General features: G+C 64.0%; 12 protein-coding genes. 4 read left to right on the forward strand and 8 right to left on the reverse strand.

What is annotated here, in order from left to right; genetic code table 11:
- Nucleotides 1-2 precede the first annotated feature (2 nt).
- Nucleotides 3-2,888 (reverse strand): M16 family metallopeptidase, encoded by a 2,886-nt coding sequence (locus ABFX23_RS15800; protein ID WP_346033941.1) that lies wholly within the window; start codon nt 2,886-2,888, stop codon nt 3-5.
- 290 nt (nt 2,889-3,178) lie between these two features.
- Here ABFX23_RS15800 and clpB point away from each other — a divergent pair, with 290 nt between their 5' ends.
- Nucleotides 3,179-5,758, forward strand: coding sequence for an ATP-dependent chaperone ClpB (clpB, locus tag ABFX23_RS15805; RefSeq protein WP_346033942.1), 2,580 nt, complete (start codon nt 3,179-3,181; stop codon nt 5,756-5,758).
- A 19-nt stretch (nt 5,759-5,777) separates the two neighbouring features.
- Here clpB and ABFX23_RS15810 read toward each other — a convergent pair whose 3' ends face one another.
- Together ABFX23_RS15810 and ABFX23_RS15815 are read right to left on the reverse strand one after the other, a co-directional pair.
- Complete coding sequence (locus ABFX23_RS15810; protein ID WP_346033943.1) at nt 5,778-6,569, reverse strand: hypothetical protein; 792 nt, start codon at nt 6,567-6,569, stop codon at nt 5,778-5,780.
- 103 nt (nt 6,570-6,672) lie between these two features.
- Nucleotides 6,673-9,894, reverse strand: a complete 3,222-nt coding sequence (locus ABFX23_RS15815; protein WP_346033944.1) for a TonB-dependent receptor domain-containing protein — start codon at nt 9,892-9,894, stop codon at nt 6,673-6,675.
- A 299-nt stretch (nt 9,895-10,193) separates the two neighbouring features.
- Between ABFX23_RS15815 and ABFX23_RS15820 the strand changes: the two genes are divergently transcribed.
- Genes ABFX23_RS15820 through ABFX23_RS15830 form a run of 3 tightly spaced genes read left to right on the forward strand, consistent with a single transcriptional unit; the run spans nt 10,194 to nt 12,402 of the window.
- Nucleotides 10,194-10,979, forward strand: a complete 786-nt coding sequence (locus tag ABFX23_RS15820; protein ID WP_346033945.1) for an SDR family NAD(P)-dependent oxidoreductase — start codon at nt 10,194-10,196, stop codon at nt 10,977-10,979.
- Nucleotides 10,980-10,990: 11 nt separating this feature from the next.
- Nucleotides 10,991-11,878 carry an S-methyl-5'-thioadenosine phosphorylase gene (mtnP, locus tag ABFX23_RS15825; protein ID WP_346033946.1) on the forward strand — a complete coding sequence of 296 codons (888 nt, stop codon included), beginning with the start codon at nt 10,991-10,993 and terminating at the stop codon, nt 11,876-11,878.
- 47 nt (nt 11,879-11,925) lie between these two features.
- Nucleotides 11,926-12,402, forward strand: a complete 477-nt coding sequence (locus ABFX23_RS15830) for a MarR family winged helix-turn-helix transcriptional regulator (RefSeq protein ID WP_346033947.1) — start codon at nt 11,926-11,928, stop codon at nt 12,400-12,402.
- A gap of 103 nt (nt 12,403-12,505) precedes the next feature.
- Here the strand turns inward: ABFX23_RS15830 and ABFX23_RS15835 are convergent, their stop codons facing one another.
- The 5 genes from ABFX23_RS15835 to ABFX23_RS15855 all read right to left on the reverse strand — a co-directional run bounded on the left by ABFX23_RS15835 (nt 12,506) and on the right by ABFX23_RS15855 (nt 18,159).
- Nucleotides 12,506-13,507, reverse strand: coding sequence for a type II secretion system F family protein (locus ABFX23_RS15835; protein WP_346033948.1), 1,002 nt, complete (start codon nt 13,505-13,507; stop codon nt 12,506-12,508).
- Nucleotides 13,508-13,526: 19 nt separating this feature from the next.
- A complete protein-coding gene (locus ABFX23_RS15840) occupies nt 13,527-14,498 on the reverse strand; it encodes a type II secretion system F family protein (protein WP_346033949.1) in 972 nt (323 codons plus the stop codon).
- Between the two features lie 77 nt (nt 14,499-14,575).
- Complete coding sequence (locus ABFX23_RS15845) at nt 14,576-15,871, reverse strand: pilus assembly protein CpaE (protein ID WP_346033950.1); 1,296 nt, start codon at nt 15,869-15,871, stop codon at nt 14,576-14,578.
- 3 nt (nt 15,872-15,874) lie between these two features.
- On the reverse strand, nt 15,875-16,525 hold the full coding sequence (locus ABFX23_RS15850; protein WP_346033951.1) for a CpaD family pilus assembly protein: 651 nt from the start codon (nt 16,523-16,525) through the stop codon (nt 15,875-15,877).
- A 5-nt stretch (nt 16,526-16,530) separates the two neighbouring features.
- Nucleotides 16,531-18,159 (reverse strand): type II and III secretion system protein family protein, encoded by a 1,629-nt coding sequence (locus ABFX23_RS15855; RefSeq protein ID WP_346033952.1) that lies wholly within the window; start codon nt 18,157-18,159, stop codon nt 16,531-16,533.
- Between the last annotated feature and the right edge of the window lie 7 nt (nt 18,160-18,166).

The following is an 18,166-nucleotide window of genomic DNA, read 5'->3' on the forward strand; positions in this document are numbered from 1 at the left end:
ACCTAAAGGCTGTCCGCCTCGACATAAGTCACATCGATATCGAGGTTTTCCAGCTGCGGTTCAACCGTTTCCCTGTCGCCGACCACCACGATGGTGATGTTTTCCGGCTGCAGGTAATCGCGCGCGGCGGCGTTGATGTCTTCCGCGTCGATTGCGCTGTAGAGCTGCGGCAGCAGCGTCTGGTAGCGGTCGTCGCGTCCGGCGTTCTGGTTCGAAAGCAGTGCGCCAAGCACCTGGCCGTTGGTTTCGAAACGGTTCGGCAGGTTGCGCACGTTGCCATCGGTAACGCGCTGCAGTTCGACCGCGTCGACAGGGCGGCTGGCGGGGAAGGCTTCGAGCTGGTCGAGGATGACCTCGATCGAATCCGCCGTCCGGTCTGCCTGCACCTGCGTGGCGATGCGGAAGGTGCGCGGTCCCTGGGCGTTCGGCAGGCTCGATCCGATGCCGTAGGTCCAGCCTTTGGTTTCGCGCAGGTCGTTGTTCAGGCGCGAGAGGAAACCGCTGCCAATCACCTCGTTGGCAAGGTCCAGCGCCTCCATGCCGGGCTGCCAGCCTGCGATGCGCGCCGGGCGACCGAGGACGAGGTAGCTGGAAGGCGAGTTGGGTCGATTGACCACGACGACGCGCGGCGCATTGGCGAGCGGGAGTGTTTGATCGACGTCCTTTGCGGGAACGGGCGTTGCCGGATCCTGCCAGTCGCCCAGGGTCGCTTCCAGCGCGGCGACCAGTTCATCGATGGTAACGTCGCCGACGGCCGTGATCGTGGCCGTGGCGGGGCGTATCCACTCGGCGTGCTCCGCGACCATATCTTCGCGGGTCAGCGCGCCGATCACTTCCGCATCGCCCGCGGTGGAGGCGTAGGCGTAGGGGTGCGTTTCGCCATAGACCAGCGCATAGAAGGCGCGGTTCGCCAGGCCTGCGGGCGAGGAAAGCTCCTGCGCGACGCCAGCCGTGCGCTGGCTCTTGACCCGCTCCATTGCATCGGGCGCGAAGGCCGGGTTGCGGACCACGTCAGCCAGCAGTTCCAGCGAAGGCTGGAGGTTGGGGCTGAGCGCCGAAAGGAAGGCCGCAGTCGTTTCCGACCCGGCATCGAAGCTGAGCGATGCGCCCAGCGTTTCCTGCTTCACCGCGATATCCAGCGCGCTGCGCGTGGTGGTGCCTTCGGAGAGCAGGTCGACCATCGTGGCGTGGGTGCCGTACTGCCCGGCAGGGTCGACCACGGAGCCTGCATCGAAGGTGAGGGCCAGGGAGACTTTTGGGACCGACGCCCGGCGTGCCAGCACCACCTCGATACCGTTCGAAAGCGTTGCGCGCTCCACCTGCGGGAAGGTGAGTTCGCCAACGGGTTCTGGCGTGGGCAAGGGGATTTCCGGGCCGGTGCGCGTCACTTCGATGTCGACGCCGGTGTCCGGCTCGGGCGCGGGGGTCAGGTGTTCGTCTCCCCAGCCGCCCATGGCGCCGCCGTCCAGCGTGCGCTCTCCCGGCACCACGGCGAGGTTGTAGGCCGGGCGCGAGAGCCAGCGTTCCATGGCGGCGCGCACATCTTCGGGCAAGAGCTGCGCCATGCGCTCAAGTTCCGTGCGGTAGAAATCGGCGTTGCCGGTGTAGAGCAGGCCTTCTGCGAGGATAGAGCCCTTGCCGCCGAAGCCGCCGATCCGCTCCAGCGAACCCACGAGGCTGGAGGCGATCTGAGTGGTCGCACGGTCAAGCTCGTCCTGCGTCGGCCCCTCAGCAATCAAGCGGGCGATTTCAGTTTCGAGCAGCGCCTGGGCTTCGTCCTGCGACTTGTCGGGGCGCACCTGGACGTATGTCTGCGCATAGCCGATCTGTTCGTATGCCTGGTAGGCGGCGGAAACGCTGGTCGCCAGTTCGGCACCGCGCACCATCGCATTGTCGAGGCGGGAGGAGGCGAGACCGCCGAGGATGTACATGCCCACCTGCAACGGCACGGCATCGGGATGCTGCATGTCCGGCCCCGTCCACGCGCGCACCAGCAGCACCTGCGGCACCTGGTCGGTCATGGTGTCGGAGCGCGGCTCTGCCAGCGTGACCGGCCCTGCGTCGAACTGCTCGACCTCCGGCCCGCGCGGAATCGCGCCGAACCAGCGTTCCACCATCGGGCGCGCGGTTTCCGCGTCGATATCTCCGGTGAGGGAGAGGACCACGTTGTTCGGCCCGTAATTGTCGGTGAACCATTCGCGCACGTCCAGCAGGCTGGCGGCGGAAAGGTCTGCCATCGAACCGATGACTGAGTGGCGATAGGGATGGCCTACCGGCAGCAGCCCTTCGGACAACTGATAGTTGATGAGACCATAGGGTTGGTTGTCGCCCTGCCGCTTCTCGTTCTGCACAACGGCCCGCTGGTTATCGAGCCGCTCCTGCGTGACAGCGCCCAGCAGGTATCCCATGCGGTCCGCTTCCATCATCAGCGCAAGGTCCAGCGCGCCGGTGGGGACCGTCTCGACATAATTGGTGCGGTCGTAGCTGGTGGACCCGTTCGTGCCGGTGGAGCCTGCGGCTTCCAGCGGAATGTCGAAGTTGTCCACGTTCTCGCTGCCGGTGAACATGATGTGCTCGAACAGGTGCGCAAAACCGGTGCGGCCGCGCGGCTCGTGCTTCGATCCCACGCGGTAGTAGACCGTCACGCCCACCAGCGGCGACTTGCGATCGGTGTGGACGATGGTGGTGAGGCCATTGTCGAGCGTGAACGTCTCGTAGGGGATGTCCACCGCAGCGATGATGTCGTCGAGCGAGGCTATCTGCGGCTCGGCCTCGAGCGTCTGCGCCGCTGCCGTCTCGGCAGGCGTGGCGGCGGTGGTGGAGCAGCCTGCCAGCACGAGGGCGGCGGCAAGGGGGGCTAGCGTGCGAAGCGCGAGGGACCTTTTCATGTGAAACGGGATAGCACGGCGCGCCTCGAACGAAAGGCGTTTCATCGCAAAGCTATGCAGTTCGTCGATACCTGTCGGCGGTCTGCCAATCCGGGGAGGGCGCTGGCGTGTTGTCCTCGATCAATGACGCGGGATGCCGATGGGCTAGCTCTATTGAAACTTAACAACCATGGTCGCATCTCAAAGAGACCTATGATCCAGAGCGCAGAAAGAAAATTGCGGCCACGCAACACTTGTGTTGTATAAAAGCAACACTATCTTGTGAGGGAACCTGAAATGAGGGGCAAGGAATGAACCTGGAAAAATTTACCGACCGCGCCAAGGGTTTCCTGCAGAGCGCGCAAACCGTCGCCATTCGTAACAGCCACCAGCGCATCAGCCCGGAGCATATCCTGAAGGCCTTGCTGGAGGACGAAGAAGGCATGGCATCCGGCCTGATCCAGCGCGCCGGTGGCGATCCTTTGAAAGCCGTGCAGCAGGTCGATGCCCTGCTGGCCAAGATTCCCGCAGTCAGCGGCGGCGGGGCGCAGCAGACACCGGGGCTGGATAACGACGCAGTGCGCGTTCTCGACCAGGCCGAGCAGGTCGCCGAGAAGGCGGGCGACAGTTACGTGACCGTGGAGCGCCTGTTGCTGGCGCTCACGCTGGCGCGGCAGACCAAGGCGAGCCAGGCGCTGGCCGATGCGGGGCTGACCGCAGAGGCGCTCAACAGCGCGATCAACGAACTGCGCAAGGGCAAGACGGCGGACACCGCCAATGCCGAGGCCGCCTATGACGCGATGAAGAAATACGCGCAGGACCTGACGCAGAAGGCGCGCGAGGGGAAGCTGGACCCGGTGATCGGCCGCGACGAGGAAATTCGCCGCACCGTGCAGATCCTCGCCCGACGGACGAAGAACAACCCCGTCCTGATCGGCGAGCCCGGCACCGGCAAGACCGCGATTGCGGAAGGCCTCGCGCTCCGCATCGCCAATGGCGACGTGCCCGACAGCCTGAAGGACCGGCAATTGATGGCGCTCGACATGGGCAGCCTGATCGCCGGCGCGAAATATCGCGGCGAGTTCGAGGAACGGCTGAAGGCCGTGCTCGACGAGGTGAAGGGCGCAGAAGGCGAGATCATCCTGTTCATCGACGAGATGCACACCCTGATCGGTGCCGGTGCCAGCGAAGGCAGCATGGACGCCAGCAACCTGTTGAAGCCGGCGCTCGCTCGCGGCGAACTGCACTGCATCGGCGCGACGACGCTGGATGAATACCAGAAGTACGTGGAGAAGGACGCGGCCTTGCAGCGCCGTTTCCAGCCCGTGTTCGTGGACGAGCCGAGCGTGGAGGACACCATCTCCATCCTGCGCGGCATCAAGGAAAAGTACGAATTGCACCACGGCGTGCGCATCACCGATGCCGCGATCGTGGCTGCTGCCCAGCTTTCCGAGCGCTACATTTCCGACCGTTTCCTGCCGGACAAGGCCATCGACCTGATGGACGAGGCCGCCAGCCGCATCCGCATGGAAGTGGAATCGAAGCCCGAGGAAATCGAGGCGCTCGACCGGCGCATCATCCAGCTGAAGATCGAGGAATCGGCGCTGGCCAAGGAAAGCGACGATGCATCGAAGGATCGCCTCGCCAACTTGCGCGAGGAACTGGCGAATCTCGAACAGCAATCCAGCGAACTTACGACCCGCTGGCAGAACGAGCGCGACAAGATCCATGCGGAGGCGCGGATCAAGGAAGAGCTGGATCAGGCGAAGATCGAACTGGAACAGGCCCAGCGTGCAGGCGACCTCGCGAAGGCGGGTGAGCTTTCCTACGGGCGCATCCCACAGCTCGAAAAGCAACTCGCCGAAGCCGAAGGGCAGACCGAGAACGCGCTGCTGAAGGAAGAAGTGACCGAGGATGACATCGCCTCCGTCGTCAGCCGCTGGACGGGCGTTGCCATCGAGAAGATGCTCGAGGGCGAACGCGAGAAGCTGCTCAAGATGGAGGAGGTTCTCGGCAAGCGGGTGATCGGCCAGGAAAAGGCCGTGGAGGCCGTGTCCAAGGCCGTGCGCCGTGCGCGTGCGGGGCTACAGGATCCGGGCCGTCCGCTCGGCAGCTTCCTGTTCCTCGGCCCCACCGGCGTCGGCAAGACCGAACTGACCAAGGCGCTGGCGGCCTTCCTTTTCGACGACGACCAGGCAATGGTGCGCATCGACATGAGCGAGTTCATGGAGAAGCACGCGGTCGCCCGTCTGATCGGCGCGCCTCCGGGTTATGTCGGTTACGACGAGGGCGGCGTGCTGACCGAAGCCGTGCGGCGCAGGCCTTATCAGGTCGTGCTGTTCGACGAGGTCGAGAAGGCGCACCAGGACGTGTTCAACGTGCTGCTGCAGGTGCTCGACGACGGTCGCCTGACGGACGGTCAGGGCCGGGTCGTGGACTTCTCGAACACGCTCATCATCCTCACCAGCAACCTTGGCAGCCAGTTCCTCTCGAACCTCGGCGAGGACCAGAAGGTGGAGGATGTCGAGGACCAGGTGATGGATGTGGTGCGCGGACATTTCCGGCCCGAGTTCCTCAACCGGCTCGACGAGATCGTCCTGTTCCACCGCCTCGGCATGGAGCACATGGCGCCGATCGTGGAAATCCAGGTGGCGCGGGTGCAGAAGCTGCTGAAGGATCGCAAGATCGTGCTCGACCTGACCGACGGCGCGCGAGCCTGGCTGGGCCGGGTCGGCTACGACCCCGTCTATGGCGCAAGGCCGCTGAAGCGCGCGGTGCAGCGCTACGTGCAGGACCCGCTGGCGGAAATGCTGCTGGAGGGCAAGGTGCCCGATGGCAGCACCGTCCACATCGACGAGGGCGACGGTCAGCTGGAAATGAGGGTCGGCTAGGAGTGAGGCTCGGCTGCGTTCAGGCGTAGCCGAGCAGGCTCCTGAGGCCCGGAGCTGCAAATTCCACCAGCGCCTTTTGCGAATCGGTGAGTTCCTTCGGGATCTCGATACCCGTGCCGGGGGACAGGTTCTCCCGCGCCGTGCCGCTCTGCTTGCGGTCCGATCCGATCTTCACCCGCTCGCGCCAGTCGTCGGGAATGCTGGCGAGGCCCGCCGCCTCGAAAACAGTTTCGAAGTAGGCATCCGATTCCGCGGAGCCGAGCGTTCTCACCGCCTCCAGCAGGTCTTCGTAGCGCAAGGTGGTGCAATCGCTGCCCTGCCAGGCGACGGCGTTGTAGGTGAACAGCTCGCGCATGCCCATGGCCTTGCCGTGAATGCCGAAGATCATCAGGTTGATGAGGGAATCGACGGTCAGCTCGCCGTTCTTTACCAGCACCGAGTTGTCGCCGAATTCGTCCGACAGGAAGAAGCGGGCGCGGGCCAGCACCCAGCTATGCGGATCGCGCACGAGGATGATCTTGCGCGCCGGGCCTGCCTCGACGGCGGAAGCATCGGAAAACAGCAGGTGGCCCCAGCTCAGCATTTTCGCCTCGGCGCGGAAGGCGTGCTTGTACTGCTGCAGGTTGCCCCACTGGATGAACTGTTCCTTGAAGTGATCCTCCACCGGCACGAACATGCGCATGATGTTCTTCAGCAGGTGGCTGCCCGACTTGGGCACCGAATTCAGGAACAGCGGGCGAGGCAGCCGCTGATGGCTGAACTTCGCGTTTTCCTCGTCCAGCGTGTCGGGCTTCAGGCGGATATGGACCATGCGGGTTTTCCTGCGGGGAGAGTGGATTTCCAGATAGCCGATAAACGAAGGGCGGCGGGTTTGTCACCCGCCGCCCCTGTTTGGCTCAAGATCGTGAAAGCGATCAGTAGCGAACGTTGATGTTCACGAACGCACGACGACCGAACAGGTCGTACTGCGAGTAGAGAACACCGTCGCCCAGCTGGTTGATGCCGTCGCCACCCACGTTGGACGTGCGGGGCGGACGGGTGTCGAAGATGTTCGACATACCGGCCGTCAGCGTGAAGCGATCGCTGAACTCGTAGGTGAGCGATGCGCTGTGGTAGAACGTCGCCGGCACATCCAGGTCGAAGCAGATTTCGTCCGGGTAGGTGGTGAACGTTCCGCACAGTGCGGTGTCCTGGTCGGCCTGCGTCTGATCGGCTTCCTCGATACCCAGTTCGGATTCGGTGAAGTCCGCAACGTCGCTGGCGGAGCCGACAACGTCGAGGCCGTAGAACAGCGACCACGGACCGGCGTCGAGCTGGGCGTAGAAATCGCCAACCCACTTCGGCTCGCCGAGTTCGCCGTTCACGCTTTCCGGGAAACCGTCGAACACCGAGATCTCGTCCGTGGTCTGCCACGTCATCTGGCCCTGGACCGTCAGCGTGATGTCGCCGGCGAAGTCGTGAATGACCCGCGCGGTGACGTCGACGCCAGCGTTCTTCTGGCTGTTGATGTTGATGAAGCTGTCACGAACGAAAGCGATGTTGTTGGAATCGCCGGCATTCCAGAACGGATCGCTCGGATCGAGGTCGTCGATACGGGCGAACTGGCCGCAGAGCGGATCGTTCGGGAAGTCATCGGAAGCGTAGCAGCTTGCGATCACGTTGCCTGCGCCGAAGCGGGCGATTTCGCCGGTCACTTCGATGTCGAAGTAGTCGACGGCCAGGCTCATCCGGGTGTTCGGCAGGAAGCCGAAGTCCGGGGTGAGGACGACCGACGCGGTCCATGCGGTGGACTCTTCGGGATCGAGCACGCCAAGGCCGCCACCGGTGATGGTGGAGCCGTTGATGCCGGCACCGCTGTGGTTTTCCGGAACGCCGTCGGCAGCACAGTTGTCCGCGAAGGACTGGCTGATTTCGTTACGCTCCAGCTTCAGGCCCCACTGGATACACGGGTCCAGCGAACGCTGCGGCAGCGAGCCGACCTGGTCGAACAGGAACTGTTCGAACAGGGCAGGCGCACGGAAGGAGGTGCCGTAGGTTGCGCGGAAACGCAGCCAGTCGGTCACTTCCCAGTCTGCACCCAGCTTGTAGGTCCAGTTGCCGTTGTCCTCGGCGCTCACGCCGTCGGAACGCGTGGCCTTCACGTTGGTGATACGTGCGGCAGCGGTGACGTTGAACGACTGGATCAGCGGCAAGTCAGCCAGCAGCGGGATGTTGACTTCGCCGAAGCCTTCCAGCGTGTCGCTGCGACCAGCCGTCACACCGGCGGGACCGCCGAGCCAGACGTTGCCGGCTTGCGAGATCGGGCCGGGAACGTCCTCGATCTCGTCGCGGCGGAACTGGCCACCAAGGGCGACGCCGATCGGGCTGTCGCCCCACAGGCTGAACAGGTCGCCGCTGACGACGCCTTCCACGTACCACTGGGTGTATTCGGTTTCGCCGACTTCGGTATCGCCGAGGAAGTTCAGTTCTTCCTCGGTGAAGTCGCCGAACATCACGCGCGGCGTGTACCAGTCCACGTCGACGCAGTTCTTGCCGCCGACGGGCGTGACCGTGCCAACGCACGAGCTGGTGCGGAAGTCCTGGGTCGCCATGGAGTCGGCCAGGATACGCTCGTTGGTGTAGGTTGCGTCGGACAGCGAGTACTGGCCGTACAGGTCGTACGACCAGTTCGACGAGATGTCGCCGCGGAAACCGAGCACGCCGCGGTAGTAGTCGACTTCCTGCGAGCTATCGTACCAGTCGATGAAGGCCGTCGGGCTGAACAGCGCCGGGCCGCCGAAACCGTTCGCGAACGGATCGCCAACGCCGGGAGGTAGGCCGAACAGGCCATCGTCGGTTTCGCCGAAGCCGAACTGGTAGACCTGGCCCGAGGAGTCGAACTCGGTCTTGCGCTTGTTGTAGAGCAGTTCGGTGTAGGCTTCGATGCCCTGCGTCAGTTCGTAGGCCGCATCGACATAGAGGGTGTAACGATCGGTCGTCGGGATGATCGTGTCTTCGTTCATCAGCGGGTGGTAGTTGTTGTAGACCGCGCGCGAAGCGGGGTCGTAGCCAACGTTGTACCAGCCTTCGGGAACGTCGATTTCGCCGAACGCGCCGCTGCGGCCGATTTCCGGCAGGTACTGGCCCAGGTTGTCGCCGGGGTAGCTGTATTGCAGCAGCTGTGCAGGACCGTCGCCGTCGCTGCCCGGGATGTTCGATTCGCCATCCGCGGTCAGGTAGGAGCTGTAGTCATAGGTCCAGATGTGGCCCCAGGTGACGTTGCTTTCTGCACCGTTGCAGCTGAAATCGCCGGTGCGCGGGTCGATCAGGTCGGCGCGTGTGCTGTAGCTGAGGTCGGTGAAGACGTTCGCTTCCGAGCACTGCAGGTAGCTGCGATCGCCACGCGCCAGCTCGTTCTGGCGGTAGTAGTTCGCCGAAACCATCACGTGGCCGCGGTCGAAGGTCTTGCCCCAGGTGGCTGCTGCCGACCAGGTTTCACCGCCCGAGGTGAAGGGGACCGAGCCGAACAGGTCGAGCTCGATGCCGTCGGTGTCGGTCTTGGTGATCAGGTTGACCACGCCGGCCACGGCGTCCGAACCGTAGATGGAGGAGGCGCCGTCCTTCAGGATGTCGACGCGTTCCACGATCGACTGCGGAAGTACGTTGAGGTCGAATGCGGAAACGGCACCGCGCGTACCGGCGGGACCGGCACGGCGACCGTTGAGCAGCACCAGCGTGCGGTTGGCACCCAGGCCACGCAGCGAGATGGTCTGCACGCCCTGGCCACCATCGACGAGGAACTGGCTGGAGAGAGCCGCGGTCACCTGCGACGAACCGGCCGCGATCGGCGAGCCCTGGATCATCGAGCCGGTGTCCATCAGGCCCTGGCGAACGGCGATTTCCGGATCGACGAGGGTGATGGGCGAGGCGGACGAGAATTCGTCGCGGCGGATGCGCGAACCGGTAACGAAGATGGCACCCTGCGTAACGGAGTCGCCGGTGGCGCCAACAGGTTCTTCATCTTCGCCGGGCGTTTCGGCGCGGATTTCCTCGGAGGTTTCGTCGCCCTCGTCCTGTGCCAGCGCCGGATTGGCGATCAGCGCAACGGAGAGTGCGATCGGGGCGCTAGCGCCCTTCAGAGCAGTTCGAAGCTTCACAGATATTTCCCCACTATACGACCGGTCCCCCGGCCAGGTGATACGGAGTAGTCCCTCCCGGTCGTGATAGAGACCCCGTACGACCGGAACGGCAGGTCTTGCCTGCTATTGACCTGCTTGAAGGTAGGAGAGGTTGCAATTGTAATTGCCGGTGTTCCACAGAATGTTTCACCCGTGTTGCAGTTGCACAACAATGATGTTGCACCACGGCAGTGACTCCGCTTGACCCTCGGTGGCGGGCGGGTAGGACGTTTGGGTAACATTCGGTCCGCGAAGCTGGATTTGAGAGAGGTAGAATTATGAAGATCGACAATTCTGTTGCGGCAGTGGTGACAGGCGGCGCCTCCGGGCTTGGGGAGGCCACCGCGCGGGCGCTGGCCGCCAAAGGCGCGAAAGTCGCGCTGTTCGATCTCAACGACGAGCGCGGGGAAGCCGTGGCAAGCGAGATCGGCGGGATTTTCTGCCGTGTCGACGTATCGGACGAGTCGTCCATCGAGGCAGGATTCGCCAAGGCCCGCGAGGCGCACGGGCAGGAGCGGGTACTGGTCAACTGCGCCGGCATCGGCACCATCGGCAAGCTGACCCGGCGGGACCGCGAGACGGGCGAGATCAGCCACCTCGATTTCGGCCTTTTCGAAAAGACCATCAAGGTGAACCTGATGGGCACCTTCGCCTGCATGGCCAAGGCCGCAGCGGGCATGATGACGCTGGATCCCGTCAACGAACACGGCGAACGCGGGGTGATGATCTCCACCGCGTCGGTCGCCGCCGAGGATGGCCAGATCGGCCAGGTCGCCTACGCCGCGTCCAAGGCGGGTGTGAAGGGCATGACGCTCCCGGTGGCGCGCGACCTGATGAACGAGGGTATCCGCGTGAACACGATTCTGCCGGGCATCTTCATGACGCCCATGATGGCAGGGCTGCCGGAAAAGGCGCAGGAATCGCTGGCGGCATCGGTGCCGTTCCCCAAGCGCCTGGGCCGCCCCGAGGAATATGCCGACCTCGCGTGCTTCATGGTGCAGTCCGAATACATGAACGCGGAATGCGTGCGCCTCGACGGCGCCATCCGCATGCCGCCCAAGTAGGACGCCGCGCGATGAGCGACTGGCACATCGGGGTTATCGGCGGTTCGGGCCTGTACGAGCCCGGCGCGCTGGAAGACGCGCAGGAAATTCCCATCGAGAGCCCATTCGGGGAGCCGTCCGGCCCGGTAACGACCGGCACGATCAGCGGGGTGAAGTTTACCTTCATCGCCCGGCACGGGGCAGGGCATATGCTCTCGCCCGGCCATGTGAACTACCGCGCCAACATCGACGTGCTGAAACGGGCAGGGGTGACTGACGTTGTGGCGATCTCCGCTATCGGCAGCCTCAAGGAAGAGCTGGAACCGGGGCATTTCGTGGCCGTGGACCAGCTGATCGACAGGACTGCCGGGCGCGAGCGCAGCTTCTTCGGCGAAGGCATCGTGGCGCATGTGCCGCTGGCCGATCCTGTCTGTGCGCGCCTTTCCGGCCTTGCCGAAACCGCAGCCAGGAAAGCGGGAGCGACCATCCACAAGGGCGGCACTTATGTCGCCATCGAGGGACCGCAGTTCTCCACGCGGGCCGAAAGCCATCTCTATCGCCAGTGGGGAGCCGACGTGATCGGGATGACCGCCATGCCCGAAGCACGCCTTGCCCGGGAGGCGGAGCTTCCCTACGCGCTTGTCGGCATGGTCACCGATTACGATTGCTGGCGCGATCCGGAAGGCGACGTGGATGTGACGGACATCCTGAAGGTGATGGGTGCAAACGCCGACAAGGCGCGCGCCATGCTTGCACAATTGGCGGCTGCACTGCCGAAAAAGCGCAAGGCGAGCCCGATCGATACGATCCTGGACACATCCATCATCACGCCGCGCGACAAGTGGAGCACTGCGGCGACCCTGCGGCTGGACGCCGTTGCGCGCCGATTGGTAAACCTGTTTCCGGATGCGAAAGAGTAATGCTCGAAACTTGCAAAGCCGCGCAAAGTTTCGCAAGGTAGTTGCTTATGCAACCGACAACATCCTTATCGCACTTCCTGCCCTACCAGCTCTCGCTTGCATCCAATGCGGTCAGCGGGCGTATCGCCGTGGAATACCGGCAGCGCTGGGGCCTCTCCATCCCCGAATGGCGCGTCATGGCGGTACTGGGTGATGTCGGGGCGCTGACCCAGCGCGATCTCACCCGTCGCACGCTGATGGACAAGGTTGCCGTCAACCGGGCGTGCAAGGGCCTGGAAGAGCGGGCGCTGGCGCAGCGCACCCCCAACGAGTCCGACGGTCGATCCCACCTGCTCGACCTGACCGACGAGGGGCGGGCGATGCATTCGGAAATCATGCCGCTGGCCCGCGAGATGGAAAAACGCCTGTTCACGGGCTTCTCGGCCGAAGAACTGGACCTTTTCCGCACTCTCCTGGACCGGGCCCGCAAGCAGGCAGAAGACCTCGACGCAGAAGAGCTTGATGGCGGTTTCGGGGTAGGCTGAACAACTCGCCCGCTTTCGCCGCCAAAGCGCGCAAGCACGAAAATGGCCCCGCCGGTTCGATCCGGCGGGGCCTTTTCTTTTTGGCTATGCCATGTTTCCGAGATCAGTCGGAGAAGGCGTCCGAGATGGAACAGGCGGCCGGACCAAGGATCACGATGAACAGCACCGGCAGGATGAACAGGATCAGCGGCACGGTCATGATGGCCGGCAGGCGCGCGGCCTTTTCCTCGGCGCGCATCATGCGCTCGTTGCGGAATTCGGCAGACAGCACCCGCAGGGCGGAAGCCAGCGGCGTACCGTAACGTTCGGTCTGCACCATCGTGGTCACAACGCCGCGCACGGCTTCCAGGTTCACACGGTAGGCAAGGTTTTCGAACGCCTGGCGGCGCTCGGTCAGGAAAGACAGCTCGATCGCGGTCAGGGCGAATTCCTCGCCCAGTTCCGGATAGGCGCGGCCCAGTTCCTTGGCCACGCGGTTGAACGCTGCGTCCACCGTCAGGCCGGCCTCGGCGCAGATCACCAGCAGATCCAGTGCGTCCGGCAGGCCTTTCTGGATTGCGAGCGTGCGCTTGGAGGACACGTTGGCAAGGTAGATTTCCGGCCCCTTGTAGCCGACGATCACGAGACCGGCGAAGCCCATGAAGCGCTTCAAGCTGCTCCAGTCGGGGAACATGTCGGTCCAGTAGAAGATCACCACGCCGATCAGGCCGAGCACCACAGGCAGGACCATGCGAGCAAAGATGATCAGGATCGCCAGTTCCTTGTTGCGGTAACCCGCCTGCGCCAGCTTCTGCTGGATCATCTTGACCTGGCTTTCCTGCAGCACCTTCATGCCCTGCAGGGTGTCCTTCATCTTGTCGGTCGTGTCGGACCGGCGCGTCAGGCTCTGGCGCTTCTTGGTGCTCTGCGTGAGCATCCCGGTCTTCAGTTCGGCGCGGCGGTCGTTCAGCGTCTTCACGCGCTTGGCCATCGGATCCTTCACGGTCACCGCGGCATAGATGGCGAACATCATGGCAGCAGCGGCGATACCGGCCAGGATCGTGCCGACGAGGATGACGTCGACGCCGAGCAGCGAGGGGCCGGATGCGGGAGCGAGTGTCAACATTGGTTCTTATCCCTCCCGATCAGATTTCGAAGCTGACCATCTTGGCCATGATGAAGGCACCGATGCTCATCCACACCAGGCCGCCGAGGCCGGTTACGATCAGGCGATCGTCGGTGAAGAAGCCGCCGATGTAGTTGGGGTTGATCCAGTAGATCATGCCGAACACGATGAAGGGCAGGGCACCCACGATGTAGGCGGAAGCTTTCGATTCAGAGCTCATCGCCTTGATCTTCAGCTTCATCTGCGCGCGCTTGCGCAGCACGTCACCCAGGTTCGACAGGGTCTCTGCCAGGTTGCCGCCGGTCTCGCGCTGGATGGCCAGCGTGATGACGAAGAACTGGAATTCGGCAGTGCCCAGCTTATCGGCGGTCTCCTGGAGCGATTCCTCCATGGTCCGACCGATCTTGATGCGTTCCACCACCGCGCGGAATTCGCTGCCCACGGGGCCGGGAACTTCGCTGGCGACCACGCCGAGGGTCTCCGTTACCGGCAGGCCGGAGCGCAGACCGCGAACGAGCAGGTCGATGCCGTCGGGGAACTTGGCGTTGAACTGGTTGGTCCGACGCTTGATGAAATGCCCCACCGCCATGTGCGGCAGGCCGGCACCGGCGAGAAGGCCGATCCCCAGCGAGAGCATGGCCGCGTCGGTCTTCAGGTACAGGAGGGCCGTCAGGACTACCGCGATGCCGAGCGACGCATAAAAATACTGCGCCAGCGACCATCCCATGCCGGTACGATCAAGCCTGAGTTGCAGGGCCGCCAGCCGGGAATCGGCCCCGGCACGCGTGAACTGCTTTGGCTTGCGCGCGGCGATAGCCTTCTTGAGCTGGCTTTCCACCTTGTCGGTGGTGCTTTCGGAGTGCCGGTAACGCACCGCCTGAAGGCGACGCTGGCTCTCCTTGGCAGGAGACGAGCCGGTCATCAGGACGTAGCCCATGACCATCAGGGCCAGGAGCCCACCGGCTATAGGCAGAAGCTGGACGATGCTCATGAAACCCTCTTTCAAATCCGTGTCGTTCTGGTTCGGGCGGCGGGTGGCCTTGCCGGCAACCCGCCGATCTCACTGGCCTATTCGGCAGGCTCTGCCGGGGCCTTGTCCTTCTTGGGCGTGGAGCCAAGCAGCGACTTCAGGTCGAACTTGCCGAGCATCGATCCCTTCTGTCCCGCTTCCTCGATGCTTGCGCCGTCGTCTTCGGCGACGCCCACAATCATCTTGGCAATTTCGCGGATCGGAGCGACGGTCTTGGAACCCTTGTTCGCTTCGATGAAGGTCTGGCCCAGCTTGGCGGCATTGGCCGCCGCCTTCTGGTCGAACGGGATCTGGAAATTGATCTTGCGCTCGATCGAGGCTTCGAAGTCCGCCTTGCTGATTTCCGCGGAACCGGACTGCATCCGGTTGCACACGATCAGCGGGTGACAGGCAGGAGCGTTCTGCTTCAGCCATGAAAGGATGCGGATCGTATCGCGCGCCGATGCCAGAGTGAGCTCGGTGACAAGCGTCACGACGTTCACGTCCGTCAGCAGGTGCGGGAAATTAATCAGCATGTTGCGCGGCAGGTCCACCACCGTCATGTCGAAAGCCTGGCGGAACTCCTCCTGCAGTTGCAGGAAAGCGGTGCCGTCGGTCATCAGCGGCGAATTGATCGGCGCTTCTGCAGACATGATGGCGAGGTTGTCGTTGGCACGGATCATGGCGCGTTCGATGAACAGGCCGTCGATGCGGCTGGGGTTCTCGATCGCGTCGGTCAGGCCGCGGCCCGGCTCCAGGTCCAGCGCCAGTGCGCCGGTGCCGAAGTGCACGTCGAGGTCCAGCAGCGCCGTCGAACGGTGATGTTCGCTGGCGAACAGCCAGGCGAGGGAGGTGGCGAGGGTGGATGCACCCACGCCGCCGCGCGTGCCGACGACCGCCGTTGCCACGTGTTCCTGGTCGCTGTCGCCGTCCGCGTTGCGCGGCGAGGCGAAAACGGCCTGGGCCTGGGTCAGGGCATCGCGCAGCTGGCCGGCGGAAAGCGGCTTCAGCAGGTAATCGTGGATGCCGCTGGCGAGCAGGTCGCGGTAGAGGCGAACGTCGTTCACCTGGCCCACCGCAATCACCACCGTGCCCGGTTCGCAAACCTCGGCCAGGGCGTTGATGTCGTTCAGCGGGTCTCCGCTTTCGGACAGGTCGACCATCAGGATGGCCGGGCTGGCGGCGATGGAGAGCGACTGGATGGCGTTACGCAGGCCACCCTTGTTGCACTTCTCGGGCTGCCAGCCCATTTCGATGACCACCGGACGCAGGACGTCGAGCGCGCTCTCGTCGCAGATGAAGGCGGAAAAGGGCTCGCGGTTACCCATCGAACCGGTTTTGAATGGCGAGTTCATGGATTATTCCCCCGATGACGAGACTTGCGGAAGACCAGCCGCGCCGGTCGGCTGCTGGTCGCGGAAGGTTTCGATGGCCCGGTTGGAACTCATCACAACGGTTTCGCCGGTGCCCTCGGCTCCTTCGAGCAGGTGCTCGGGGTTGGCGACCATCGCGGCGATGTTGCTGTTGACCGCACAGCCAAAGCCGGCCGACGTGTGGTTGCCGCGGTCGAAGCCGTAGCTACCCGACCAGTCCGGGCAGCCCGGAACGGAAGCGGTTGAGCGGGTCACGACGACGCGGACACTGCCGGGATCGACATAGCCCTGCGTCACAGGTGCGCCGTCCGCCACGAGGATGCCGTAACGACCGGCGATTGCGGCGACGTCTTCCATGACGGCGGGGTTGGTGACGGCGGTGTCGATGGCAACGCGGTCGCCATAGCCGAGGTCGAGCATGTCGAACCAGTCGTTCAGGCGGCTTTCTTCCATCGCGTCCAGACCGGCAGGGCTGGTGCGAAGGTCGAGCACGTAGTTGCTGCGTTCGACAACCGGCTGGTGCACCGAGTTGAGCGAATAGTTGTTGCCCTGGATGCCGCCTTCACAGGCTGCAAGTCCGAAGGCGAGCGAGATCGCCAGTGCCGAACTGGCTGCACGTTTGAAGCTGATGGTCATGACGATCACTCTCCGTTTGCAATGCTGAAGCCGGGCGTGGCGCGCGCGGCAGTGCGGGTGGCGGCACCTTCGGGGCTTCCGCCGCCGGCAAGCGCTGCTGCGTTCTGGTCGGTCACGCTGACTTCGGGACCGGCAGGCGCCGGGTTGGCGGCGCTTGGCATCGGCCGCTGGCCACCCGTCTCGCCGTCGGATTCCTGTCCGAACAGGAATTGCGAAGCAGCGTTAGGCAGGGCGAACCCGTCGGTCGGAAGGCTGATCTCGCGGTCATCGACCGGCTCCACCAGGTAGGGCGTGATCACGATCACCAGTTCGGTTTCGCCGCGGCGGAAGTCCGTCGAGCGGAACAGGTTGCCAAGGATGGGAATGTCACCCACGCCCGGCGCCTGATCGATGGTGTTCTGCGCGTTGTTGGACAGCAGGCCCGCGATCATGATGCTCTCGCCCGAACCCAGCTCCACCGAGGTTTCCGCACGGCGGATGGTGAGGGCGGGGATCTGGAAGCCGTTCAGCGTGACGGCACCCTGGCTCGAAAGCTCGGAGACTTCCGGGCGCACGCGCAGGGCGATGCGACCATTGGCAAGCACCGTGGGCGTATAGGCCAGGCTGACGCCGAAGCGCTTGTATTCCACCGTGGTGGTGCCAAGGCCCTGCGACAGCGGGATGGGGAACTCGCCACCCGCAAGGAACTCTGCCGTTTCGCCGGAGAGCGCGGTAAGGTTGGGCTGCGAAAGCGTGGTAACGAGGCCGCGCTGTTCACCAAGGTCCAGCGCACCGGCAATATCCAGGCCGAGGAACTCACCGATACCGCCCAGGGTCGTGCCGGGCGAGTTGGGAATGATGTTCGAGCCTTCGATCACCGTTCCGTCCGGCAGGGTGACAGTCGTTTCCGTGCCCATGCCGAGCGCACCCGAACCGGGGTTGAACGTACCCACGGCGGGACGGCCGCGGTTCAGGCCGAACAGGAAGCCGCCGGTGCCATCGATCGTGGTCAGGTTGGCGCCGATGTTGCGGGTCAGCGAACGGCTGACTTCGGCAAAGCGGACGCGCAGGTTGACCTGCAGCGGCGTGGCCATTTTCAGGCGCGAGATGACGTTGGCACCGTCGCCCACGAAGGCACTTACCAGGCGCTCTGCCTCGGCCGCGTCTTCCGGGGCGGCAACGGTACCGGTCAGCAGCACGGTGTTGGTGCCCATGGTGGCGATGCGGATATCCGCTTCGGGCATGGCCAGGCTCAGCATCTGGTCGACACTATCCAGGTTCGATCCGACGCGGATGTTGGCGGACCAGATGATGTCGCCGGCAGAATTGCTGGCGTAGATCGTGGTCTCGCCGCCCGACAGGCCGAAGACGTACAGCTGGCGCTGCGACTTCACCTGCACATCGGCCACGGCGTCGTTCGACACGAAGATGTCGGCCATGTTGCCGGGAACCGTGATCAGTTGGCCGCGTCCGATGGACAGGACGATATCCTGTGCCGGGCTGACGGCGGTCTGCGCGGTGGCGGTGCCTGCCGGCACTGCGGCCAGCGGTGCAAGGGCGCATGCGGCGCTCAGCACGGTCTTGAAAAGGCGGCTCTTCATCGTCTTGCCTTTCGGTGCGTTTCCAGTGGAAATCGTGAATTTGTTGCGGATCATTTTCATG

Origin of the sequence: Erythrobacter westpacificensis, from assembly GCF_039542285.1 — a bacterium.
Taxonomy (GTDB): Bacteria; Pseudomonadota; Alphaproteobacteria; order Sphingomonadales; family Sphingomonadaceae; genus Alteraurantiacibacter; species Alteraurantiacibacter westpacificensis.